The organism is Microbacterium sp. S1037, from assembly GCF_048381605.1.
GTDB classification, from domain to species: domain Bacteria; phylum Actinomycetota; class Actinomycetes; order Actinomycetales; family Microbacteriaceae; genus Microbacterium; species Microbacterium testaceum_B.
This window is the reverse complement of record NZ_JBLWIG010000001.1, coordinates 1,703,640-1,726,458: the sequence shown is the minus strand read 5'-3', so window position 1 is coordinate 1,726,458 and position 22,819 is coordinate 1,703,640. Positions and strand designations below refer to the sequence as shown.

The window sequence follows — 22,819 nt, the reverse complement described above, 5'->3', positions numbered from 1 at the left end:
GCGCGGGTCGGGGGCGGCCCTTCGACAAGCTCAGAAATGGCGCTTCCCGCCCCACCGCCCTGGCCCGCGGTGAGGCCCGCCTTCCTGGCGTCGGAGCCGCGGCATCCCTACCCTGACCGGTATGGAGATCCTGCGTCACGCCGTCGTCCTCGTTCACCTCGTCGGGTTCGCGATCCTCTTCGGCGCGTGGGTCGTCGAGGCTGTCGCGCGGCGCGTGCGCGTCACACCGCTGATGAACTACGCCCTCGCGATCTCCCTCGTCTCCGGCCTCGCCCTCGCGGCACCCTGGGCGCTCGACCACGAGCCGAACTACGTCAAGATCGCGGTGAAGCTCGTCGTGCTCCTCGTCATCGGCGCGCTCCTCGGCATCGGCTCGGCGCGGCAGAAGCGCGGTGCCGACGTGGCACCCGCGGTGTTCTGGCTCGTCGGCATCCTGACCCTGCTCAACGCCGCGCTCGCGGTGCTCTGGCGCTGACGCCCCGCGTCCTCTCAGCGCGCGCATAGACTGAACGGTCGGCGGTCCCCACTCGGGATCGCCTCCGGGTGCTGTTCGGCGATCCCGGATGCCAGCACCCCCGGCATCCGTCCCGCCCCACCCCGCGCTCCCACGACGGACGCAACAGATCGCTCTCTCGTCAGGCCATCATGACTTCCTCATCCCCCACCGCCCCCGCGTCGTCCGCTCCCGCCAATCCGCGCTCCCGTGTCATCACCGCGAGCCTCATCGGCACGACGATCGAGTTCTACGACTTCTACGCGTACGCCACCGCCGCGGTCCTCGTCTTCCCCGTCCTCTTCTTCCCGACCGGCAACGACACGACCTCTCTGCTGCTGTCGTTCAGCGTCTTCGGCGCCGCCATGGTCGCCCGACCTCTCGGCGCGATCGTGTTCGGCCACTTCGGCGACCGCTTCGGTCGCAAGGCCACGCTCGTGGCATCCCTTCTCACGATGGGTGTCGCGACCTTCCTCATCGGCTGCCTGCCGACCTTCAACGAGATCGGTGTCTGGGCGGCGATCCTGCTGCTGATCATGCGTCTCGCGCAGGGCTTCGCCCTCGGCGGCGAGTGGTCGGGCGCGGCCCTCGTGGCCACTGAGAACGCCCCGAAGGGCAAGCGTGCCTGGTACGGCACCTTCCCGCAGCTGGGGGCGCCGATCGGCTTCATCATCGCGAACGGCATCTTCCTCATCATCAACTTCGCCCTGCCCCACCCCGACGGCACGGCCCAGCGTTCGGCGGAGTTCCTCGCCTGGGGTTGGCGTGTGCCGTTCCTGTTCTCGGCCGTCATGGTGATCGTCGGCCTCTGGGTGCGACTCAAGCTCGTCGAAAGCGAGTCGTTCGCCAAGGCCGAGAAGACCGGCGTGATCAAGAAGTTCCCGCTCGGCGAGGCGATCCGTCGTAACTGGAAGCAGCTGATCCTCGGAACGTTCATCATGCTGGCGACGTACGTGCTGTTCTACCTCATGACGAGCTTCACGCTCTCGTACGGCACGAAGCCGACGGAGGCCGGCGCCGCCGCGGCCGCGGAGAAGGCGGGAACCCCCTTCGACCCGGCCACGTACGTCCCCGGTCTGGGCTTCGGCTACACCGACTTCGTCATCATGCAGATCATCGGCGTCGTCTTCTTCGGCATCTTCACGATGCTGTCGGGACCGGTGGCCGACCGTCTGGGGCGCAAGCGTCTGCTGATCGGCGTGACAATCGCGATCATCGTGTTCGGTCTCACGTTCTCGTTCTTCCTCACGCCGCAGACCGACGCGGGCTTCACGCGCGTCCTCGTCCAGGCCTTCCTCATCATCGGCTTCCTGCTCATGGGGACGACGTTCGGGCCGATGGGCGCCGTCCTGCCCGAGCTGTTCCCGACCAACGTGCGCTACACCGGCTCGGCGATCTCGTACAACGTGTCGTCGATCCTCGGGGCGGCCCTCGCGCCGATCGTCGCGGTGGCACTGTGGGCGGCCGGCGACGGCAACCCGTGGCTCGTCGGCGTCTACCTGTCGGCGATGGGCGTGCTGACCCTCATCGCCGTGGTGCTCTCCCCCGAGACGAAGGACGTCGACTACGACGAGAACATCGCCGCCGGGGCGATCGCGCCGTAAACGCCTGATCGCAGGACATCGGATGCCACGGGGCCTGTGCCTCGTGGCATCCGTCGTTTTACGGGGGCGGGGTGACGGGCGGTGGGGTGGGGCGCGGGGTGGGGCGGGCGCGGTGGGGCGGGCGCGCGGTGTGGGCGCGGTGGGGCGGGCGCGCGGTGTCGGTGCGGTGGGGATCGCGCGTGCCGGACTCCGGAACTTTCGGCGGGCGCGGCCGTGTTTCGGCCCTCACGCACGCCGGAACGGCCGGCTGTTCCGGAGCCCGGCACACCCGCGGCTCGGGCACGAGCGGCGGGGCGGGAGGCGGGGCCGCCTTTGGGGGCGCGCGGGAGCGCACGGGACCGCGGCCCGCGCGCGCGGTCAGTCGAGGAACAGGGCGCGCAGGCGCTTGGTCGTGAAGAACAGGCCGACCGCGATCATGACGACGTAGTAGAGGACGTGCCAGAGCAGCGCGAGCGAGAGCGACCCGGTCGTGAGACCGCGGATCAGTTCGACACCGTGCCACAGCGGGAACACCTGGACGACGAACTGGATCGACTCGGGATACTGCGTGATCGGGAAGAACGTCGCCGAGAACAGGAACATCGGCAGCATGATCAGCGTGATCCAGTCCATGTGCTGGAACGTCTTCATGTAACTCGTGATCGCCATGCCGAGGCTCGCGAAGCCGAACGCGATGAGCACCACCGCGGGAAGGGCCAGGATCGCCGTAGGCGCGAGATTCAGCCCGAACAGCTGCATGATGACCATGAAGCCGCACGCATAGACCAGCCCGCGCATCAGCGCGTACAGGATCTCGCCGAGCGCGACGTCGAGCGGACCCAGCGAGGTCGACAGCATCCCCTCGTAGAGCTTGCCGTAGTTGAGCTTGAAGAAGACGTTCCACGTCGAGTCGTAGACGGCGCCGTTCATCGCGGAAACGGCGAGGAGCGCCGGGGCGATGTACGCGGCGTAGGGGACGACCGTGCCGGTGGAAGTCTGGACCTCACCCACGAGCGCGCCCAGGCCGATGCCCATCGACGCCAGGTACAGCACCGGCTCGAAGAAGCCCGACACCACCACGACCCAGTTCGACGAGCGCGCCGCCAGGAAGCTGCGCTGGAGCACCGCCTGCGGGTTGCCTGCCCAGAGGGCTCCGACGCCGCCGCGGCGACGCGTGGGTCGCACAGTCGTGGCGGCGCTCATGCCGCGAGCCTCCGTTCGAAGATGCGTCGCGCCGCCAGGTATCCTCCCGCGGCGAGCGCGAGCAGGTACGCCAGGTGTCCGAGCGCGGGAAGCGGCTCGAGGGGACCGTACGTGAGCATGCGTCCGACCTCGGTCGCGTGCCACAGCGGCGAGACCCATCCGATGGGCTGCAGGAACCACGGCAGCGTCGACAGGGGGTAGAACGTGCCCGAGAACAGGAACATCGGGACGAAGACGAACCGCTGCACGAGAGCGAACTGACCCTTGTCTTCTTCGAGGGAAGCGGCGAAGGCCATGAGGGGCGCGCCGAAGCTCACCCCGGCGAGCAGGCCCACGGGGATCGACAGCCATCCCGTGGCGGGCTCGGGGACCGCGCCGAAGAGCCAGATGAAGAGGTAATAGGCCGCGACGCCGACGAACATGCGTGCCGAGGCGCCCAGGACGACGCCGTTCGCGATCTGCGGCGACGACAGCGGCGAGGCGTTGAAGCCGTAGAAGTAGCGACGCCACTTGAAGCCCGACATGACGGGGTACGTGAACTCCTCGGATGCCACGCCCACGGCCGCCGTGGCCAGCAGCGCCGGCGCGATGAAGACGAGGTAGGGCACGGCACGCCCGCCGTCGTCGATCTGGCCCTGGATGAGCGCGGCGAGGCCGAGTCCCAGACCGAGCAGGTAGAGGATCGGCTGGCCGAGGGCGCCGACGACGATCGTCCACCCGTAGGCGCGCATCGTGCGGACCATGTGCTCGGTGACGTACCAGGAGCCGTATCGGCGCGGCTTGCGCGCCCAGGCGAGCGCCTCGGCGCGCAACTCGTCGGCGGAGGGGTGGCGGACGGCATCCGGGGTCTGGGGTGTGCTCATTCGATCAGTGACCGTCCGGTGAGGCGGAGGAAGACGTCTTCGAGGCTCGATCGCCGGACGAGCGACGTCAGGGGCGTGTACCCCGCGGCCACGACGCGTTCGAGCGCGGCTTCGCCGTCGTGGGCGTAGACGAGAACGCGGTCGGGAAGCACCTCGACGCGGTCGCCGATGCCCCCGAGGGCGCGGGCGGCCTCTTCGTTGCGATCGGAGCCGAATCGCACCTCGAGCACCTCGCGGCTCGAGTGCTGGCGGATGAGCGAGGCGGGCGAGCCCTCGGCCATGATCCGGCCCTTGTCGACGACGATGAGCCGGTCACACAGCTGCTCGGCCTCGTCCATGTAATGCGTCGTCAGCACGAGCGTCGTACCGCGCTCCTTGAGGCGGAAGAGGCGGTCCCACAGCACGTGTCGCGCCTGCGGGTCGAGTCCGGTCGTCGGCTCGTCGAGCAGCAGGATGCGCGGATCATTGATGAGCCCCCGGGCGATCGTGAGACGGCGCTTCATGCCGCCGGAGAGCTGCTCGACCTTGCTCGTCGCCTTGTCTTCGAGCTGCGCGAACGCCAGGAGCTCTTCGGCTTTCTGCGCGCAGACCTTGCCGGGAAGACCGAAGTAGCGACCGTAGACGTAGAGGTTCTCGCGCGCGTTCAGCTCGGCGTCGAGGTTGTCTTGCTGGGGGATCACACCGAGCCGCGAACGGATCTCGGGGCCGTAGTGATCGGGGTCGAGGCCGAGGATGCTCAGGTCGCCCGCGGTTCGCGTCGAGACGGCGCCGATCATCTTCATGGTCGTCGACTTGCCCGCGCCGTTGGGCCCGAGCAGGCCGAAGGATTCGCCCGGCGCCACCTCGAACGACAGCCCGTCGACCGCGACGAAGTCGGGCTTCCCCTTCGCGCGGTAGCGCTTGACGAGGTCTCTTGCGGCGATCACGGGCTCAGGCACCGGTCCACCATATCCAGGGGCTCCGACACGGCCCGGCCGTCTCAGACGGCGTCCCCGCCGGGCTCCGGGCGTGACGGTCGCGAGCGAGGCCGGGGGTGCGCCGGGCGGCCGGGATGCGCGACGCATCGGTCGGCGAATGACCGAGGCCGTCGGCGGCGCGGCCAGTGGCGGTCGAACCATGACGTCGGATGCCGCGGGCCCGAGCGTCGTGGCATCCGACGTTTCGCTCGCAGCGAAGTCAACAGATGTTGACGCTTGACGGCGCGTCAACGAAGATTGACGCATGAGTGACACCATTCGCACCGCCCTCGGCGGGCTCGGCGACGACGAACCCCTGGCCGAGCTCCGCCGCCTTGCGGTCCTCCGCCACGAGATCGCGCGCCTCGAGGAGGCGCAGGTGCGCCGCGCACGCCTGCGCGGGTCGTCCTGGCTCGCGATCGCCAGTGCCCTGGGCGTGTCCAAACAAGCCGCGCACAAGAAGTACGGTCGAATCTGATGCCAGAGAACGAGGTCCGCATGTCTTCTCCCGCCCCCGCGCGTGGCCGGCGCGGCCGCCGCACCCCCGAGGGGCCGCGCGCGTCGTTCCGCCAGTTGCTGCCGTTCCTGCTCGAGCACAAGCGCACCCTCGCCGCGGTCGCCGTGCTCAGCGTGCTCGGCGCCGCCGCGACGCTCGCGCAGCCACTGTTGGTCGGCCAGGTCATCACGCGCGTGCAGAACGCCGTACCGCTGGGCACCCTCGTGTGGCTGCTCGTGGGCTTCGTCGTGCTGTCGTCGGTCATCTCGGGCTTCCAGCACTACCTCCTGCAGCGCACGGGCACCGCGGTGGTGTACTCGTCACGCAAGCGCCTGATCGCCCGCATCCTGCGCCTGCCCATCAGCGAGTTCGACGCCCGTCGCACGGGCGACATCGTCTCGCGCGTCGGCACCGACACCACGCTGCTGTACGCCGTCCTCACCCAGGGATTCGCCGATGCCGTCGGCAACGCGCTCATCCTCGTCGGTGCGGTGATCGCCATGGCGTTCATCGACCCGCTGCTGCTCGGACTGATCGTGGTGGTCGTCGGTGCCTCGCTGGCGGTGGTCGTGTTGCTCAGCACGCGCATCCGTGCGGCCTCGGCCGATCAGCAGGCACGGGTCGGGGAGCTCTCGTCGGGGGTCGAGCGAGCGGTGGGGTCAATCCGGACGATTCGCGCCGCCGGCGCGACCGACCGCGAGACCGCGGCTGTGACGCAGACGGCGACCGCCGCCTACGACGCCGGGGTGCGGATCGCGCGGGTGTCGGCCCTGATCGTGCCGATCGCCTTCGTCGCCCTGCAGGTGTCGCTGCTCGTCGTGCTGGGCGTCGGCGGGTACCGGGTGGCATCCGGAGCGATCGACGTCGCGTCCCTGGTCACGTTCGTGATCTTCCTCTTCCTTCTCGTGCAGCCCCTCGCCTCCGCGATCGGCGCGATCACGTCGGTGAATCAGGCGCTCGGCGCGCTCGGGCGGATCCAGGAGGTGCTCGATCTCCCCCTCGAGAGCGACGGCGACCAGCCGCGAGCGGCGACGTCGGTTCCGGATGCCGCGGCCCTCGAGTTCCGCGACGTGCGGTTCCGCTACCCCGAGCACGTCGTGAAGGCACGCGAGGCGGCGGCTCGGGAGGCCCGCTCGGTCCTCGCCGACGTGCACCTCGAGGCGGAGGACCTTTCCGCCGAGAGCGACCGCGAGGTCCTGCGTGGGGTGTCGTTCACGGTGCCCCGCGGGTCGCGAGTGGCGCTCGTGGGGCCGTCGGGGGCGGGCAAGAGCACGATCCTCTCGCTCATCGAGCGCTTCTACGACCCGACCGACGGCGCGATCCTCGTCGACGGCGTGGATGCCCGCGACCTCGCGCGCGACGAGCTGCGGGCCCGCTTCGGGTACGTCGAGCAGGACGCCCCGACCCTGGCCGGCACGATCGCCGACAATCTGCGGCTCGCCTCGCCCGCGGCATCCGACGCCGACTGCGAACGCGTCCTGCGCGAGGTCAACCTCGGCGACGTGCTCGAGCGGAGCCCGCTCGGCGTCGACGCCCCCGTCGGAGAGGACGGCGTGATGCTGTCGGGCGGAGAGCGTCAGCGCCTCGCGATCGCACGCGCCCTGCTGGCGGCTCCCCCGGTGCTGCTGCTCGACGAGTCGACCTCGTCGCTCGACGGCGTCAACGAGCAGCGCATGCGCGAGGCGATCGACGCCGTCGCGACCGACCGCACGCTCCTGGTCATCGCGCACCGCCTGTCGACGGTCGTCGACAGCGACCTCATCGTGGTGCTCGAGAACGGCCGGGTGGTCGGTCAGGGCACGCACAGCGAGCTCGTGGCATCCACTCCCCTGTACCGGGATCTGGCGAAGCACCAGCTGCTGGTGTAGCGGGGTCGGCTTCGGCCGGTGGTCCGGCGCGGGGTGGGTCGCTGCTGGCCGCGGGCGGCTCGGGGCTTCGGGGGCGGGCGCGCGCGCACGCATAAACACGATCCGCGCGCGGAAACACGCTCTCCACGCGTTTACGTGAGCAAACAGCGTTTATGCGTGACCGCGACGGCGCGGACGCCCCGCGCAGACGCGCCCCGGCATCGCCGACCGGCGAACGGACGCCCCCGGCATCGCCCGCACCGTCCGCGCGGGCTCCCGCGCCGCCCCTCGCCCGCCCGCACGCATAAACACGATCCACGCACAGAAACACGCTCTCCACGCGTTTCCGTGAGCAGACAGCGTTTATGCGTGACCGCGACGGCGCGGACGCCCCGCGCAGACGCGCCCCGGCATCGCCGACCGGCGAACGGACGCCCCCGGCATCGCCCGCACCGTCCGCGCGGGCTCCCGCGCCGCCCCTCGCCCGCCAGCACGCATAAACACGATCCACGCACAGAAACACGCTCTCCACGCGTTTCCGTGAGCAAACAGCGTTTATGCGACGAACCGGTGCCGCGGGAGCGCTCGCGCGACAGCTCAGCGCCGCGCGAACGGCAGCGCTGCGGCTCGGTGCCGCGAACGCTCGCGCGACAGCTCGGCGCCGCGCGAACGCCAGCGCAACGGCCCCGGCGCCGCGGCAACGCCCGTGCGACGGCTCGGGCCGGCGGGGCGCCCGCCATGCGCGGGGTCACGCCCGGGGCGGGCGTACCGATGCCCCTCCTGCGCGCCAAGAACGGGAGGGGCATCGGATTCGAAGGGCTCGGCCCCGACCGCGGGGAGGCGGGCGGGGCGAGCGGGCTCAGGCGCGCTGCAGGCGGTAGCGCAGAGCGGCGAGCTCGGCGCGGAGCGCGGCGGGGAGGTGCGAACCGAAGGTGTCGAAGAACTCCTCGGTCAGGTCGGCTTCGGCGAGCCACGAGTCACGGTCGATCGCGAACAGCTCGTCGAGGTCGGCGGCGGGGATCTCGAGACCCGACAGGTCGAGGTCGTCCACACGGGGCAGGCGTCCGATCGGGCTGTCCACGGCGTCGACCTGTCCGTCGACGCGGCGGATGATCCAGTCGATCACGCGGGCGTTGTCGCCGAAGCCGGGCCACAGGAAGCGGCCGTCGTCGCCCTTGCGGAACCAGTTGACCTGGAAGATGCGCGGGGCGCGGTCGAAGCGGAGCTTCTGCCCCACATTCAGCCAGTGGCCGAAGTAGTCGCCCATGTTGTACCCGCAGAACGGGAGCATCGCGAACGGGTCGCGGCGGAGTTCGCCGACGGTGCCCTCCTGCGCGGCGGTCTTCTCCGAAGACACCGTCGAGCCGAGGAAGACGCCGTGCGACCAGTCCGTGGCCTCGACGACGAGCGGGACGTTCGTCGCGCGGCGTCCGCCGAACAGGATGACGTCGAGCGGGACGCCCTCGGGGGCCTCCCAGTCCTCCGCGATCTGCGGGCACTGAGCGGCGCCGACCGTGAAGCGCGAGTTGGGGTGCGCGGCGGGACGACCGGACGCGGGGGTCCAGGGCTTGCCCTCCCAGTCGATGAGCTGCGGGGGCGCCTCGTCGGTCAGGCCCTCCCACCACACGTCGCCGTCGGGGCGGAGCGCGACGTTCGTGAAGATCGTGTTGCCCCACAGCGTCTCGATCGCGGTCACGTTCGTCGACTCACCGGTGCCGGGAGCGACACCGAAGAAGCCGGCCTCGGGGTTGATGGCCCACAAGCGCCCGTCCTCGCCGGGACGGATCCAGGTGATGTCGTCGCCGAGGGTCTCGACGCGCCAACCGGGGATCGTGGGGCGGAGCATCGCGAGGTTGGTCTTGCCGCACGCCGAGGGGAACGCGGCGGCCACGTGGTACGCCTTGCCCTTCGGATCGATCACGCGGATGAGGAGCATGTGCTCGGCGAGCCAGCCCTCGTCACGACCGATGACGGAGGCGATGCGCAGGGCGAAGCACTTCTTGGCGAGGATCGCGTTGCCGCCGTAGCCCGACCCGAACGACCAGACCTCGAGCGTGTCGGGGAAGTGGACGATGTACTTCTCGTCGTTGCACGGCCACGCGACGTCGGCCTCACCCGGCGCGAGCGGCGCACCGACCGAGTGCACGGTCTTCACCCACGGAGCACCGGCGGCGATCTGCGCGGTCACGGCGCTTCCGACGCGGGTCATGACGCCGATGGATGCCACGGCGTAGGCGCTGTCGGTGATCTGGACGCCGATGTGGCTCAGGGGGCCTCCGACGGCGCCCATCGAGAAGGGGACGACGTACATCGTCCGACCGCGCATCGACCCCTCGAAGACGCCGTTCAGCGTCTCGCGGATCTCGGCCGGGGCGATCCAGTTGTTGGTGGGGCCGGCGTCCTCTTCGCGCTCGGAGGCGATGTAGGTGCGCGACTCGAGACGGGCGACGTCGCCGGGGTGCGAACGCGCGAGGTAGGAGCCCGGGCGCCACTCGGGGTTGAGCTTGATGAGCTTGCCCTCGTCGACCATCTCGCGAAGGAGCGCGTCGTTCTCGGCGGCGGAACCGTCGACCCAGTGGATGCGATCGGGCTGGGTGAGCGCCGCGACCTGGTCGACCCAGGCGAGGAGGCCGGGCATGCCGGGACCGTCGACGTCAGGACGCGCGCCGTAACCGGGGCGGGCGACGGGGGCGGTCGCGGCGGCGCGGCCGGTAGGGCGGGCGAAGATGTCGGCGAGGGCCATGTCGTCTCCTTTGAGCGGAATTCTGTGGTGTTCCCCTACTCTGACGGGCTATCAGCCGATCTTTAGGCAAAATCGAGTCATAAAAACCGCTGATCTTTCGATATGGTCAAGGAATGGCCTCGTCGCTCGAACTCACCACCCTCGGACACCGCATCCGCCACCACCGACTCGCTCGCGGACTCACCCTGGATGAGCTCGGCGCGCTGGTGGGCGTCGCGGGGAGCCAGCTCAGCCTGATCGAGAACGGGAAGCGCGAGCCGAAGCTCTCCCTCCTGCAGGAGATCGCCCGCGCGACCGAGACCGAGGTCACCGAGCTGCTCTCGACCGAGCCCCCGAACCGGCGCGCGGCACTCGAGATCGAGCTCGAGCGCGCGCAGTCGAGCCCGTTCTTCCAGCAGCTCGGCATCCCTCCCATGAAGGTGACCAAGGGCACCAGCGACGAGACGATCGAGGCGGTGCTGGGCCTGCATCGCGAATTGCAGCGCCGCGAGCGCGAGACGATCGCGAGCCCCGAAGAAGCCCGACGCGCGAACACCGAGATGCGTCTGCGCATGCGCGCGGTCGACAACCACCTGCCGGACATCGAGAAGCTGGCCGAGAAGCAGCTCAAAGCCGCGGGCCACGGGACGGGGGCGCTGACACACCGCACCGTCAGCATCATGGCCGAGCAATTGGGCTTCGAGCTGATCTACGTCAGCGACCTCCCCCACTCCGCCCGCTCGGTCACCGACCTCGAGAACGGACGCATCTACCTTCCCCCGGCATCCATCCCCGGCGGCCACGGTCTGCGCTCGATGGCCCTGCAGGCGATGGCGCACCGCCTGCTCGGTCACCGGCCGCCCACCGACTACGCGGACTTCCTCCAGCAGCGCCTCGAGATCAACTACTACGCCGCCTGCTGCCTCATGCCCGAGACGAGCTCGGTCGCATTCCTCGCTCAGGCGAAGAAGGACCGCAACCTCGCCGTCGAGGACTTCCGCGACGCGTTCGGCGTCACGCACGAGGCCGCCGCGATGCGGATGACGAATCTCATGACGGCGCATCTCGGCATCCGTCTGCATTTCCTCCGCGTCGACGGCGACGGGGCCATCTCGCGCGTCTACGAGAACGACGGCCTCCCCCTGCCCACCGACGTCACCGGGTCGGTCGAGGGTCAGATCGTGTGCAAGAAGTTCTCGGCGCGATCGGCCTTCGACGAGCACAACCGCACCACGGAGCACTACCAGTACACCGACACCCCCGCCGGGACGTTCTGGTGCTCGACCCAGACCGGCTCGACATCCGATGGCGACTTCTCGATCACCGTGGGGGTGCCGTTCGACGACGCGCGCTGGTTCCGCGGTCGCGAGACCTCGACGCGTGGCGTCTCACGCTGCCCCGACGAGTCGTGCTGCCGTCGCCCCGATTCCGAGGCGGCCGAGCGCTGGTCGGGCAAGGCGTGGCCGAGTGCCCGCGTGCACCGGCACATGTTCTCGCCGCTCCCCCGCGGCATGTTCCCCGGCGTCGACGACGCCGAGGTGTTCGCGTTCCTGGACCGGCACGCGGGCGACTGAGACGGGCCGCGCACGCGGTGGCCCGCGAGCGCGGTGGGCCAAACTCCTGAGAAAAGGAGTGGCGTCCTTCTTCGGCGACCCGGATGGCGCCACCCACGGACGAAAGTCAGGAGTTCGGCCCGGCGGGCGCCGGAGCCGGCGGGCGCCGGAGCCGGCGGGCGCCGGAGCCGGCGGGCGGGTCCGGGGCGGGCGGGGTCGAGTGGCGGTGGGCCGCGCTCCGGAGAATCGGCGGCAGATCGTCAGGATCAGACCACAGGCGCGGCGATCGTGCTCGAGAACTCCGGAGCGCGGCACCGCAACGCGGCGACCCGATACGACGGCGGAGGTCGCCCGCGGCGAATGCCCGCGGCATGAAATCAAATCGACACACGGATGGCCTATTCACGAAAAGTAAAACATTTACATTGGCGGGACACTCACCGATACGGAGGCTCCCGACATGTCACACCTTCGCACCGCCCTGTTCCCCGCCCACCCGCCCACCGCGCTGCGCCGCCACCGTCGGCGCACAGCCGCCGCAGCCGCCGGCGTCCTCGCCCTCGCCCTCGCCGTCTCCGGGTGCTCCTCGCCCGGCGCCTCGACGGATGCCTCCACCTCCGGCTCGTTCGGCACGGCCAGCGTGGCCCTGAGCTGGATCAAGAACTACGAATTCGCCGGCTACTACTTCGCCGAGGACGACGGCGACTACACCGACGCCGGCTTCGACAAGGTCGACCTCATCGCCGGCGGCGGCAACACCAACTCGTGGGACCTCGTCCTCGGCGGCCAGGCGCAGATCGGTCTCGCATCCGACCTCACCGGCATCACCGGCGCCATCAACGACGGCGCCGGGCTGAAGATCATCGGCGCGCAGTTCGTGAAGAACCCGGTCGGCTTCGTCTCGCTCGCGAAGAACCCCATCCGCACCGTCGCCGACCTCAAGGGCAAGCGCATCGGCGTCGACGCGGGCGGCAAGCTCGCCGTCGAGGCGGTGCTGAAGGCCAACGACCTCCCCGCCGACACGGTGGAGTTCGTCTCCGTCCCCAACGGCGTCGACCCGCTCATGAACGGCGAGGTCGATGCCCTCATCGGCTTCCTCACCAACTACCCCATCGCCGTCAAGAACGCCGGCGGCGATGTGGTGACGATGTCCTTCGCCGACGCGAACTACGCGCAGTTCGGTGACGCCGTGGTCGTCAGCGACAAGGAGCTGTCCGAGAACCGCGACGAGATCAAGGCGATCATGAAGGCCAGCATCGAGGGCTGGAACAGCGCCCTCAGCAAGGGAACGGATGCCATCGCCGACATCGCCATGAAGCACGGTGGCGCCGACAACGGCCTGGACCGTCAGCTGCAAGTCGACTCCGCGGCCGTGCTGCCCTCCTTCATGCTCACGCCCGACACCGTGAAGAACGGCATCTTCACGCTCACGCCGGAGCTGATCGATCAGGCGGTCTCCTCGCTCGCCGCGGCCGGCATCACGGCCGACCCGAGCATGTTCGATACGTCGCTCCTCCAGGAGGTCTACGCCGAGAACCCCGACCTGATCCCCGGCTTCACCGTGCCGGCATCCTGAACAGCCCCACCCGACACACCGACCAGAGAGGACGCCACGACATGATCCCCACTCCCGTGCGCGGCGTCCTCTTCGGCGTCGCGGGCCTCGGCGTCCTGATCGTCGCCTGGCACGTCGTCGCCGTGACGGTGTACCAGCGAGCCAACGGCACTCCGGGGCCGGTGCCCCCGCCGCTCCCGGTCTTCGCCCGCGCGATCACCGGACTGTTCGGCGGCGCGTACGCCGAGGGACTTGCGGCGACCGCGGGGGCGGCGGTGACCGGCTACGGCATCGCCGTCGTGATCGCGCTGGTGCTCGGCATCCTGGTCATGGTGGCACCGCCGCTCGGACCGCTCGCCTCGCAGCTCGGTGTCGTCGCCGCGTGCGCGCCGGCCGCCGCGATCGCCCCGATCGTCGTCCTGCTGACCCCGTCGGGAAGCCGCGGGGTCAGTGTCGTGCTGGCGTTGCTGGCGGTCGAGTTCCCGCTGATCGTCGGGGTGCTGCTCGGGCTGCGCTCCGCCGCCCCCGCGCAGATCGACCTCGTGCACGCGTACGGCGGAAGCTCCTGGACGGCGATCCGGAAGGTGCGCGTGATCTCGGCGATCCCCGCTCTGCTCGCGGCTCTGAAGCTCGCGGCCCCGGCCGCCTTCCTCGGCGCCATGACCGGCGAGTTCTTCACGGTCGGGGTCGACGAGGGCGCCGGCCGGCTGCTCATCTCGCAGCAGTACGTGGGCGACTACACCGGCATGTGGGCCATCGCCCTGCTGGCGACGGTCGTATCCGCCCTCGGATACGGCGCGATCGCCCTGCTCGGGCGTCTCCTCGCACCCTGGACCACGCACACGGGAGGTGCCCGATGACCCGCCTACCGACTTGGGTCTGGACGACCCTGTGCACCCTCGCCACCGCCGCCCTGCTGCTGGTCGGCTGGCAGCTCGCGATCTCCCTGTCCGGCCTGAGCCCGTACCTCGCCAAGACCCCGATCGACGTGTGGCGCTACCTCTTCGTCGACGGGGCGGGAAACCCCGCGGATGCCGCTGAGCGGCGCGCCGCCCTCGCGCCGATGATCGGGGTGACGCTCCTCCACAGCGCCGTCGGGCTGCTCCTCGGGGTGAGCGCAGGCTTCATCGGCGCCGTGGCCCTGACGGTGTCGCGCGCGCTCCGTTCGATCTTCCTGCCCCTCGCCCTCCTGCTGCAGACCGTGCCCCTGATCGCCATGGCGCCCGTCATCTACGCCGTCTTCGGCTCCGGCATCCTGACCGCGGCAGTCGTGGCCGCGGTGGTCACCTTCTTCCCCCTGCTGATGAACATCGGCGCGGGGCTCACCTCGACCACTCCCGAGACCTCCGACCTCGTGCGCGCGTACGGCGGCGGACGATGGACGCTCCTGCGGTTCGTGCAGCTGCCGGCATCCCTCCCCTCGCTGTTCGCGGGCCTCAAACTCGCGGCCCCCGCAACCGTCTCCGCCGCCACCCTGTACGAGTTCCTGTTCTCGTTCGAGGGACTCGGCGCGAACCTGCTGACGAGCAAGTCGTACTCCGACTACGGCCTGCTCTGGACGCTCGTCGTCGTCACGGTGCTGCTGTCGCTCGCGGCCTACGGGCTCGTCGTCGCGGCCGAAACGCTCCTGCTCGCCGGCCGCTTCCCCCCGCGCGACTCGACCCTCGCTCAGAAAGGCCCCGCATGACCGCGTCCGGTATGACCGCGTCCGGCGTCCACATCCGCGGACTCACGCGCCACTTCGCCACCCGCCGCGAGACGGTCGTCGCCGTCGACGGGGTCGACCTCGACACCCCGCGCGGGTCGTTCCTCTCGCTCCTCGGTCCCTCGGGGTGCGGCAAATCCACGGTGCTGCGCATGCTCGCGGGGCTCGACACGCCGACTTCCGGCGAGGCCACGGTGAACGACCTCGCGCCCTCCGCTCTCCGGCGCACCCACGCGTACGGCATCGCCTTCCAAGACCACGCCCTCCTGCCGTGGCGCACCGTGGAGCGCAACATCGCCTTCCCGTTCGAGATCGCCGGACTCCCCGTCGACAAGGAGTGGGTCACCGAGCTGCTGCACCTCGTGCGGCTCGAACAGTTCGCCAAGGCCCGCCCCTGGCAGCTCTCGGGCGGAATGCGGCAGCGCGTCGCGATCGCCCGCGCCCTGGCCCTGCGACCCGGCGTGCTCTTCCTCGACGAGCCCTTCGGTGCGCTCGACGACGTCACCCGGCAGCGCCTCAACGTCGAGTTGCAGCGCCTGTGGAGCGAGCAGCAGGCGACCACCGTGATGGTCACGCACGGCGTGCAGGAGGCGGTGTTCCTGAGCGACAAGGTCGCCGTGATGAGCCCGCGCCCGGGCCGCATCAAAGAGGTCATCGACATCGACCTCCCGAGGCCTCGCACCCTCGAGATGACCACCTCCCCGGAGTTCCACTCCTACGTCGACCGCGCCAGCGCACTCCTGTTCCACTGATCCCCCGAAAGGCCGACTCCCATGACCGAACTCACCGCCGTCGCCGCCACCCACACCGCCCCCGATCTGGATGCCGCGGAGGAGGGGATCCGCATGTACATGCGCGCGATCGGCCTCGACACCGACCACCCCACCCTCGTCGACACCCCGCGTCGCGTGGCCCACGCCGGTCTCGACCTCTTCTCGGGCATGTACGGCGACCCGCACCGCGCGCTGGGCGGCGGGGAGCCGATCGAGGGCGTGTACCCGGGGGCCGTCGCGGTGCACGACATCCCGTACTCCTCGATGTGCGAGCACCACCTGCTGCCGTTCCAGGGGGTGGTGTCGGTGGTGTACCTCCCCGACCGCTCACTCGCCGGCATCGGTGACTTCGACGCGATGCTGCGCGTGCTCGCCGCTCGTCCTCAGATGCAGGAGCGCCTCGCCGACCAGATCGCCGAGGTCGTCTCCGAGACGCTCGGCGCGAAGGGCGTGCTCGTGCGACTGACCGCGCAGCACGCGTGCATGTGGGCGCGCGGGGAACGCACCGTCGGCGCCACGGCCTTCTCTCTGGCCTCGCGCGGGGTGTACGACACCGACCCGTCCGCCCGGGCCGAGGCACGGGTGCTGCTCGGGATGCACTGACGTGACGAGCTCGACGCAGGTCGCCGCGATCGCCGCGCGGGGCGGGGTCGCCCTCGTCCCCATCGGCGCGACCGAACAGCACGGACCGCACCTTCCGGTGACGACCGACACCACGATCGCGGCGGCCTTCGCCACGGCGGCGAGCGCCCGCGTGGCGAGGGACGTCGCCACCTGGGTCCTGCCCGCCGTGCCGTTCGGCTTCTCTCCCGAGCACGCCGGACGCCCCGGCACGGTCAGCCTGTCACCGCGAACGCTGCTGGCCGTGACCGACGACATCGGTCGCGGCGTGGCCGCCAGCGGCATCCGTCGCCTTCTGTTCGTCAACGGCCACGGCGGCAACCCGGAGCTGCTGCACGTCGCCTGCCGTCAGCTCCGCGAGCGGCGGGGCCTCGCGGCGTTCGCGGTGCACGTGCCCGGACTCGCGCTGCCGCCCGAGCTCGCCGAGGGCGTGACCACGGGCGATCTCGACGCCCACGCGGGTCACTACGAGACGAGCGTGCTGCTCGCGCTCGACCCGGCTTCCGTCGACATGGATGCCGCCCGCGCCGACGGTCTCGATGAGGTGACCGCTGCGGCCGACTCGCTCACACGCCCCTTCGGAACGGTCAGCGTGCCCTGGCACGTCGACGACCTGTCCGCCTCGGGGGTGATCGGCGACCCCACGACCGCCGACGCCGGCTGGGGTGAGCGCGCGTTCGCCGCGCAAGCCGCGGCGCTGGCCGACATCGTGCGCGCCGTGGCGGCGCACCTCCTCCCGGACGAGTGGGTACACTCGCGGCGGGGGGATGCCGAATGACCGACGGTCCAGGCCGAACGCCGACCCTCCAAGAGGTCGCGACCGAGGCGAGAGTCAGTCTCGCGACCGCCAGCAACGCCCTCACCGGCAACCGCGGGGTGAGCCCGAAGCTGCGCGACCGCGTGCTTGAGGCCGCGCAGCGACTCGGATACCCGCGCACGTCCGGGCGACGGCGCACCGACCGCACCACCGTGGGGATCGTGCTGCCCGACGTGCGGCATCCGGCCTACGCCGAACTCGCCCACGCCTTCGAACGGGAAGGCGCGCAGCGCGACTGGTCGCTCGTGCTCGCTGGTTCCGACTACGAGCCCGACAACGAGCTCGACGCGCTCGAGAACCTCGTGCGCACCACCGACGGCGTGCTGCTCTCGCCCTCGCGTCCGCCCCGGTCGGGCGTGCACCGGCTGCAGGCGAGCCCCGTGCCGATCGTCGCGTGCGACGAACCGGCGGATTCCGCGCTCATCGGCGGGTGGGTGCGCTCCGACAACTTCGGCGGCGGTCGCGCCGCCGCGCACCACCTGGTGGATGCCGGCGGCACCCGTTTCGCCATGCTCGGCGGCGAGGGGTACCTGCCCTCCACGAAGGAGCGGCGCGAGGGATTCCTCGCCGGGCTCGCCGATCGCGGCTTCGCGGCCGACGACGTGCTGATCATCGGCGAGAACTACGGCATGGACGGCGGGCAGAGCGCCATGGCCGAACTGCTCGAGACCGATGCCGACGTCGACGCCGTGTTCGCCGTGAGCGACCTGCACGCGGTGGGGGCGTTCTTCCGGGCCCTTCAGGAGGGGCGGCGCGTCCCCGACGACATCCTGCTGTGCGGGTTCGACGGTGTCGCATGGACCCGCCAGATCTCCCCCACGATCACCACCGTGCGACAGGACTGGGCCAAGATCGCGGGTCGCGCGATGGACATCCTCGACGCGCTCATGTCGGGCGGAGAAGGCGACCGCGCCGTCGTACCGGTCGAGCTGGTGCCCGGCGAGTCGACCCGGCGCTGATCCCGCTCCTGTGCCAAGCTCTCGGGCCGCGCGGGCCGAACTCCTGAGAAGTCGCGACGCGCCCGAACGGATTGACCCCGCGCACGGCTCCGTCGCCCGAAACTCAGGAGTTTCGCCCGCGTCGCGAGCCGGAGAACGGCGGATGCCACGACCTCGGGCCCTCGCGGGGCACCGGGGTCGTGGCATCCGGTGTCTTCTGCGGCCCGGTCAGGCGTACGGGTTGGCCGTCAGCGTGTACTTCGTCTGCAGGTACTCGTGGATGCCCTCGTCGCCGCCCTCGCGGCCGAGGCCGGACTGCTTCCAGCCGCCGAAGGGGGCCGCGGCGTTGGAGACGACGCCGACGTTGAGGCCCATCATCCCGGTCTCGAGCTTGTCGATCATTCGCTGACCGCGCGCGAGCGACTCGGTGAAGACGTAGGACACGAGGCCGTACTCGGTGTCGTTGGCGAGACGCACGGCGTCGTCCTCGTCGTCGAAGGGGACGATCGCGAGCACGGGTCCGAAGATCTCCTCGCGGAGGATGTCGCTGCCCGGCTGCACGTCGGACACGACGGTCGGCTCGAAGAATGTGCCCGGGCCGTCGATGGGCGAACCGCCCGTGGTGACCGTGGCGCCGCGCTCGACGGCATCCCCCACCAGGGTCTTGGCCTTGTCGACGGCGCGGTCGTCGATCAGGGGTCCGATCTGCACGCCGTCCTCGGTGCCGCGGCCGATCTTCATGCCCTGCACGCGCTCGGTGACACGGGCGGTGAACTCCTCGACGACACTGCGCTGCACGATGAAGCGGTTGGCGGCGGTGCACGCCTGTCCGATGTTGCGGAACTTCGCGAGCATCGCGCCGTCGACCGCCTTGTCGAGGTCGGCATCCTCGAAGACGACGAACGGGGCGTTGCCGCCGAGCTCCATCGAGGTGCGGAGTACACCCGGCGCCGCCTGCTGCAGGAGCTTCACGCCGACCGGGGTGGACCCGGTGAAGGAGAGCTTGCGCAGGCGCGGGTCGGAGATGATCCGCTCCGAGACGGGACCCGTGTTCGTGGTCGTGACGACGTTGACGACACCGGCCGGAACACCGGCGTCCTGCAGGATCTGCGCGAAGAACAGCGTCGTCAGCGGCGTCAGGGTGGCCGGCTTGATGACGACCGTGCAGCCGGCGGCGAGCGCCGGGGCGATCTTGCGGGTGGCCATCGCGAGGGGGAAGTTCCACGGGGTGATGAGGTAGCAGGGCCCCACGGGGTGCTGCGTGACGATCATGCGACCGGTGCCCTCGGGGTTCGCTCCGTAGCGGCCCTGGGTGTGCGCGGTGACCTCGCTGAACCAGCGCAGGAACTCGCCGCCGTACACGACCTCGCCGCGCGCTTCGGCGAGCGGCTTGCCCATCTCGAGCGTCATCAGCAGCGCGATGTCCTCCTTGCGCTCCTGCAGCAGGTCGAAGGCGCGGCGGAGGATCTCGGCACGCTCACGGTCGGGCGTCGCCGCCCAGGACGGGAACGCCTCGGCCGCGGCATCCATCGCCTTGACGCCGTCATCCACGCTCGCATCGGCGATCTCGATCAGCACGTCGCCGGTCGCCGGGTCGTACACGGCGACGGTCTTGCCGCCCTCGGCCGCGCGCCACTCGCCGTTGATCAACAGGCCGGTGGGTACGGATGCCAGCAGCTCGCTCTCGCGCGAATCGGTCATGGGTCCTCCTGTGTCGGGGCGGGGCGTTCCCGCTCATTCTGGTCAGCGCGCGTCTCGGCGCCGATATACGTGGCGTACAAAGCGAGCTTCTGGGTCGCCGCTGTGGACGGCTGCGGGTGGTGTGGTTGCGGGCGGGGGTGGTTGCGGCCGTCGCGGTGGTCGGGGTGGTCGGGGCATCGTCGCGCGGCCCCGACGCCGCCGTGATCACGCATAAACGCCATCCACTCGCATAAACACGGTGTGCTCGCGTTTCTGCGCGTCGATCGCGTTTATGCGGGGGATGCCGCGGCCGCCGGCACGGCCATCACCCCCGCGAGGAACCTCTCGAGCCCCTCCGGCTCCGAGAGCGGCAGGACGTGCGCGACGTACTGATCGGGACGCACGACGACCACGGCCCCCTCGGCGCCGATCCCCCGCTCGGCGAAGATGTCGCTGCTCGTCCAGGCCGAAGGCGCGGCGGCGAACACCTTCTCGAGGTCGGTCAGCCCGAGCGGTCCCGAACGGGGGCGGAACAGCGATGGCACGTCGACGACGTCCTCCCATCGACCGGGATAGATCGCCTTCACGTCGAACACCGCGTCGAGGTCGGCTCCGACGGGGGTGAGCCGCTCCACGATGGCTCGCGCCTCCGTCGCCCAGGTCGCCAGCGCCGAGCCGTCGGCATCCGCGAAGGCGTACACGCGCCACCGGCCGTCCGCGCGCGCGTGGTGGCCGAGATGCACGGCGTTGCCGTCGCACACCCGCACGACCTCGACGCTCTTGAAGCGCTTGCCCACCGGGAATCCGGATGCCAGCTCCCCCGCCGCATCCGCCGCGACGATCCGCGACGGGGCGTAGTGCGTGCCGAAGCCGGACGGGAACTCCGCGGTCGCGAGGTAGTAGGTCGCCAGCTCGTCGGGGTCCGTGATCTCGCCGGGCTTACGGGCCATGAGCGACGACCACTCGCGATCGAAGTCGATCAGCTGCTGCGCGACCGGGCGACGCTCCTCGTCGTAGGTGCGCAGAAGGTCGGCGGATGCCAGACCGGTCAGCACGTGGCCGAGCTTCCAGCCGAGGTTGAAGCCGTCCTGCATCGACACGTTCATGCCCTGGCCCGCCTTCGCGCTGTGCGTGTGGCAGGCGTCACCGGTCAGGAAGACGCGGGGGTTCTCGAGGTCGTCGACGAACTGGTCGGTCACCCGGTGACCCACCTCGTACACGCTGTGCCAAGCGACCTGCTTCACGTCGATCGTGTACGGGTGAAGGATCTCGTTCGCCCGGCGGATCACCTCTTCGATCGGGGTCTGCCGCACGCGGTGGTCGTCGTCGGCCGCGACCTCACCGAGGTCGATGTACATGCGGCTGAGGTACCCGCCCTCGCGCGGGATGTGGAGGATGTTGCCCGCGGCGGCGTTGATCGCGCACTTGATGCGCCAGTCGGGGAAGTCGGTCTCGACGAGCACGTCCATGACGCCCCACGCGTGCTGCGCGGCGGCCCCGACGTGGGTGCGGCCGATCGCCTGGCGAACCCCGCTGCGCGCCCCGTCGCAGCCGACGACGTACTTCGCGCGGATCGTGCGCTCCCCCGACGCCGTGCGCACCCGCACCTCGACGTCGTCGTCGTGCACCTCGAGGCCGAGGAACTCCACGCCGTAGTCGGGAGTGATGCGCGCCGGCCCGTTCGCGGCGGCCTCGGCGAAGTAGTCGAGCACGCGCGCCTGGTTGACGATGAGGTGCGGGAACTCGCTGATCTTGTAGCCGTAGTCCTCGGTGCGGGTCGTGCGGATGATCCGCTGCGGGTCGTCGGGGTCGGGCGCCCAGAAGTTCATCCACCCGATGTTGTAAGCCTCGGCGGTGATCCGATCGGCGAAGCCGAAGGCCTGGAACGTCTCGACGCTGCGCGGTTGGATGCCGTCGGCCTGACCGAGCGTGAGACGCCCGTCGCGCTTCTCGATGAGGCGCGTGGCGAGCTGCGGGAACTGCGACATCTGTGCGGCGAGCAGCATGCCCGCGGGGCCGGAGCCGACGATCAGGACGTCGACGCGGTCGGGCAGGTCGGTCGGACGGTCGATTCCCGTGCCCGCGGCGTTGTGCACGCGCGGGTCACCGGAGACGTAACCGTGGTGGTGGAACTGCATCGTTGCTCCTGACGTCGATGTCGGGCTTGCTACCGTGACGTGTGTGTTCTATATTCGAACGCACCGTTCTTCTATCGAACGAGAGGTTAGCTCGCTCATGCCCGCACGGCAAGACGCGTCTCCCGCGTCGCAGACACTGAGCCGTGGCATCCGCCTGCTCGAAGAACTCGCGGACGCGCGCACTCCGCTCTCGATCGACGACCTCGCCGCGCGCGTCGGGCTGCATCGTTCCGTGGCCTATCGCCTGCTGCGCACCCTGGAAGACCACGGGCTCGTGACGAGGGATGCCGCGGGCGCGGTGCGCCTGGGAACAGGCCTCGCCGCGCTGGCCGCGGGCGTCGCCGCCGACCTGCAGGCCGAGGCCCTGCCCGAACTGACCGCGGCGGCGAATGAGCTGGGAATGACGTGCTTCCTCGTCGTGCTCGACCACGACGAGTGCGTCACTCTCGCCAGCGTCGAGCCGCGACATGCCGTCACCGCTGTGGCGCAGCGGCCGGGGGCTCGGCATCCTGTGACCCGGGGCGCGCCCGGCCGCGCGATCCTGTCGCAGCTTCCCCCGCGTCGCTGGCCCGACACGGTCGACGCGCGCCTCGCGGCCGAGGTCGCGGACGCCGCGGAGCGCGGGTGGGCGACGAGTCACGACGAGGTGGTGCCGTCGCTGCGCGCGGTGGCCGTGCCGCTGAGCGTGCAGGGGCGCCAGCCCGCCGCGGTCGCCGCGGTCTACGTCGCGACCGCCCTCGACGACACCGCGATCGCCGCGCGCTTGGCATCCGCCGCCGCGGCCGTGCGCGAGGCGCTGTAGCCGGGCGCTGTAGCTCGCGCCCCGCTCCGCGGGCGCTCCGCACGGCTTCGCCCGAGCGCGGGTCAGCGGACCAC

General features: G+C 70.5%; 19 protein-coding genes. 13 read left to right on the top strand and 6 right to left on the bottom strand.

Annotation, left to right across the window (positions count from 1 at the left end; all coding sequences use genetic code 11):
• The first annotated feature begins 121 nt into the window (after positions 1 to 121).
• A complete protein-coding gene (locus tag ACMW4R_RS07760) occupies positions 122 to 475 on the top strand; it encodes a Fe-S protein (protein ID WP_418299595.1) in 354 nt (117 codons plus the stop codon).
• Between the two features lie 170 nt (positions 476 to 645).
• The gene (locus ACMW4R_RS07755) at positions 646 to 2,097 is read left to right on the top strand and encodes an MFS transporter (protein ID WP_058598200.1); all 1,452 of its coding nucleotides are present in this window, start codon (positions 646 to 648) and stop codon (positions 2,095 to 2,097) included.
• 357 nt (positions 2,098 to 2,454) lie between these two features.
• Here the strand turns inward: ACMW4R_RS07755 and ACMW4R_RS07750 are convergent, their stop codons facing one another.
• Genes ACMW4R_RS07750 through ACMW4R_RS07740 form a run of 3 tightly spaced genes read right to left on the bottom strand, consistent with a single transcriptional unit; the run spans position 2,455 to position 5,080 of the window.
• The gene (locus ACMW4R_RS07750; RefSeq protein WP_418299594.1) at positions 2,455 to 3,279 is read right to left on the bottom strand and encodes an ABC transporter permease; all 825 of its coding nucleotides are present in this window, start codon (positions 3,277 to 3,279) and stop codon (positions 2,455 to 2,457) included.
• Complete coding sequence (locus ACMW4R_RS07745; protein WP_058615289.1) at positions 3,276 to 4,142, bottom strand: ABC transporter permease; 867 nt, start codon at positions 4,140 to 4,142, stop codon at positions 3,276 to 3,278. Before ACMW4R_RS07745 ends, ACMW4R_RS07750 begins: the two co-directional genes overlap by 4 nt.
• A complete protein-coding gene (locus tag ACMW4R_RS07740) occupies positions 4,139 to 5,080 on the bottom strand; it encodes an ABC transporter ATP-binding protein (RefSeq protein WP_418299593.1) in 942 nt (313 codons plus the stop codon). The genes ACMW4R_RS07745 and ACMW4R_RS07740 overlap by 4 nt, the downstream gene beginning before the upstream one ends.
• A gap of 283 nt (positions 5,081 to 5,363) precedes the next feature.
• Between ACMW4R_RS07740 and ACMW4R_RS07735 the strand changes: the two genes are divergently transcribed.
• Both ACMW4R_RS07735 and ACMW4R_RS07730 read left to right on the top strand, forming a co-directional pair.
• Positions 5,364 to 5,576, top strand: a complete 213-nt coding sequence (locus tag ACMW4R_RS07735) for a hypothetical protein (protein ID WP_058615291.1) — start codon at positions 5,364 to 5,366, stop codon at positions 5,574 to 5,576.
• A gap of 20 nt (positions 5,577 to 5,596) precedes the next feature.
• Positions 5,597 to 7,462: an ABC transporter ATP-binding protein gene (locus ACMW4R_RS07730; RefSeq protein ID WP_418299592.1), complete on the top strand. Its 1,866-nt coding sequence runs from the start codon at positions 5,597 to 5,599 to the stop codon at positions 7,460 to 7,462.
• Between the two features lie 838 nt (positions 7,463 to 8,300).
• On the opposite strand, the gene ACMW4R_RS07725 is transcribed toward ACMW4R_RS07730, so the two are convergent.
• Positions 8,301 to 10,184: a phosphoenolpyruvate carboxykinase (GTP) gene (locus tag ACMW4R_RS07725; protein ID WP_058595559.1), complete on the bottom strand. Its 1,884-nt coding sequence runs from the start codon at positions 10,182 to 10,184 to the stop codon at positions 8,301 to 8,303.
• A gap of 113 nt (positions 10,185 to 10,297) precedes the next feature.
• Here ACMW4R_RS07725 and ACMW4R_RS07720 point away from each other — a divergent pair, with 113 nt between their 5' ends.
• From ACMW4R_RS07720 to ACMW4R_RS07685, 8 genes are all read left to right on the top strand, one after another.
• Complete coding sequence (locus ACMW4R_RS07720; protein ID WP_058595558.1) at positions 10,298 to 11,737, top strand: XRE family transcriptional regulator; 1,440 nt, start codon at positions 10,298 to 10,300, stop codon at positions 11,735 to 11,737.
• A gap of 439 nt (positions 11,738 to 12,176) precedes the next feature.
• A complete protein-coding gene (locus ACMW4R_RS07715; protein WP_418299591.1) occupies positions 12,177 to 13,292 on the top strand; it encodes an ABC transporter substrate-binding protein in 1,116 nt (371 codons plus the stop codon).
• Between the two features lie 41 nt (positions 13,293 to 13,333).
• Positions 13,334 to 14,131 (top strand): ABC transporter permease subunit, encoded by a 798-nt coding sequence (locus ACMW4R_RS07710; protein ID WP_058597797.1) that lies wholly within the window; start codon positions 13,334 to 13,336, stop codon positions 14,129 to 14,131.
• The gene (locus ACMW4R_RS07705; protein WP_058597796.1) at positions 14,128 to 14,958 is read left to right on the top strand and encodes an ABC transporter permease; all 831 of its coding nucleotides are present in this window, start codon (positions 14,128 to 14,130) and stop codon (positions 14,956 to 14,958) included. The genes ACMW4R_RS07710 and ACMW4R_RS07705 overlap by 4 nt, the downstream gene beginning before the upstream one ends.
• Positions 14,955 to 15,728, top strand: coding sequence for an ABC transporter ATP-binding protein (locus ACMW4R_RS07700; RefSeq protein ID WP_418299590.1), 774 nt, complete (start codon positions 14,955 to 14,957; stop codon positions 15,726 to 15,728). The genes ACMW4R_RS07705 and ACMW4R_RS07700 overlap by 4 nt, the downstream gene beginning before the upstream one ends.
• Before the next feature lie 21 nt (positions 15,729 to 15,749).
• Positions 15,750 to 16,352 carry a GTP cyclohydrolase I gene (gene folE, locus ACMW4R_RS07695; protein WP_058597795.1) on the top strand — a complete coding sequence of 201 codons (603 nt, stop codon included), beginning with the start codon at positions 15,750 to 15,752 and terminating at the stop codon, positions 16,350 to 16,352.
• A gap of 1 nt (position 16,353) precedes the next feature.
• On the top strand, positions 16,354 to 17,148 hold the full coding sequence (locus tag ACMW4R_RS07690) for a creatininase family protein (protein ID WP_418299589.1): 795 nt from the start codon (positions 16,354 to 16,356) through the stop codon (positions 17,146 to 17,148).
• Positions 17,145 to 18,146 (top strand): LacI family DNA-binding transcriptional regulator, encoded by a 1,002-nt coding sequence (locus ACMW4R_RS07685; protein WP_058597793.1) that lies wholly within the window; start codon positions 17,145 to 17,147, stop codon positions 18,144 to 18,146. Before ACMW4R_RS07690 ends, ACMW4R_RS07685 begins: the two co-directional genes overlap by 4 nt.
• Before the next feature lie 207 nt (positions 18,147 to 18,353).
• Here ACMW4R_RS07685 and ACMW4R_RS07680 read toward each other — a convergent pair whose 3' ends face one another.
• Together ACMW4R_RS07680 and ACMW4R_RS07675 are read right to left on the bottom strand one after the other, a co-directional pair.
• Positions 18,354 to 19,826 (bottom strand): NAD-dependent succinate-semialdehyde dehydrogenase, encoded by a 1,473-nt coding sequence (locus ACMW4R_RS07680; protein ID WP_418299588.1) that lies wholly within the window; start codon positions 19,824 to 19,826, stop codon positions 18,354 to 18,356.
• Positions 19,827 to 20,095: 269 nt separating this feature from the next.
• Positions 20,096 to 21,943, bottom strand: a complete 1,848-nt coding sequence (locus ACMW4R_RS07675; protein ID WP_418299587.1) for an FAD-dependent monooxygenase — start codon at positions 21,941 to 21,943, stop codon at positions 20,096 to 20,098.
• Positions 21,944 to 22,040: 97 nt separating this feature from the next.
• Between ACMW4R_RS07675 and ACMW4R_RS07670 the strand changes: the two genes are divergently transcribed.
• On the top strand, positions 22,041 to 22,745 hold the full coding sequence (locus ACMW4R_RS07670) for an IclR family transcriptional regulator (protein WP_058597790.1): 705 nt from the start codon (positions 22,041 to 22,043) through the stop codon (positions 22,743 to 22,745).
• Positions 22,746 to 22,819 lie beyond the last annotated feature (74 nt).

What these genes read in the sequence shown, in the direction of transcription:
- ACMW4R_RS07760 (WP_418299595.1), top strand. Translation starts at nt 122, where the DNA reads ATGGAGATCCTGCGTCACGCCGTCGTCCTCGTTCACCTCGTCGGGTTC.
- ACMW4R_RS07755 (WP_058598200.1), top strand. Translation starts at nt 646, where the DNA reads ATGACTTCCTCATCCCCCACCGCCCCCGCGTCGTCCGCTCCCGCCAAT.
- ACMW4R_RS07750 (WP_418299594.1), bottom strand. Translation starts at nt 3,279, where the DNA reads ATGAGCGCCGCCACGACTGTGCGACCCACGCGTCGCCGCGGCGGCGTC.
- ACMW4R_RS07745 (WP_058615289.1), bottom strand. Translation starts at nt 4,142, where the DNA reads ATGAGCACACCCCAGACCCCGGATGCCGTCCGCCACCCCTCCGCCGAC.
- ACMW4R_RS07735 (WP_058615291.1), top strand. Translation starts at nt 5,364, where the DNA reads ATGAGTGACACCATTCGCACCGCCCTCGGCGGGCTCGGCGACGACGAA.
- ACMW4R_RS07730 (WP_418299592.1), top strand. Translation starts at nt 5,597, where the DNA reads ATGTCTTCTCCCGCCCCCGCGCGTGGCCGGCGCGGCCGCCGCACCCCC.
- ACMW4R_RS07725 (WP_058595559.1), bottom strand. Translation starts at nt 10,184, where the DNA reads ATGGCCCTCGCCGACATCTTCGCCCGCCCTACCGGCCGCGCCGCCGCG.
- ACMW4R_RS07720 (WP_058595558.1), top strand. Translation starts at nt 10,298, where the DNA reads ATGGCCTCGTCGCTCGAACTCACCACCCTCGGACACCGCATCCGCCAC.
- ACMW4R_RS07715 (WP_418299591.1), top strand. Translation starts at nt 12,177, where the DNA reads ATGTCACACCTTCGCACCGCCCTGTTCCCCGCCCACCCGCCCACCGCG.
- ACMW4R_RS07710 (WP_058597797.1), top strand. Translation starts at nt 13,334, where the DNA reads ATGATCCCCACTCCCGTGCGCGGCGTCCTCTTCGGCGTCGCGGGCCTC.
- ACMW4R_RS07705 (WP_058597796.1), top strand. Translation starts at nt 14,128, where the DNA reads ATGACCCGCCTACCGACTTGGGTCTGGACGACCCTGTGCACCCTCGCC.
- ACMW4R_RS07700 (WP_418299590.1), top strand. Translation starts at nt 14,955, where the DNA reads ATGACCGCGTCCGGTATGACCGCGTCCGGCGTCCACATCCGCGGACTC.
- folE (WP_058597795.1), top strand. Translation starts at nt 15,750, where the DNA reads ATGACCGAACTCACCGCCGTCGCCGCCACCCACACCGCCCCCGATCTG.
- ACMW4R_RS07685 (WP_058597793.1), top strand. Translation starts at nt 17,145, where the DNA reads ATGACCGACGGTCCAGGCCGAACGCCGACCCTCCAAGAGGTCGCGACC.
- ACMW4R_RS07680 (WP_418299588.1), bottom strand. Translation starts at nt 19,826, where the DNA reads ATGACCGATTCGCGCGAGAGCGAGCTGCTGGCATCCGTACCCACCGGC.
- ACMW4R_RS07675 (WP_418299587.1), bottom strand. Translation starts at nt 21,943, where the DNA reads ATGCAGTTCCACCACCACGGTTACGTCTCCGGTGACCCGCGCGTGCAC.
- ACMW4R_RS07670 (WP_058597790.1), top strand. Translation starts at nt 22,041, where the DNA reads ATGCCCGCACGGCAAGACGCGTCTCCCGCGTCGCAGACACTGAGCCGT.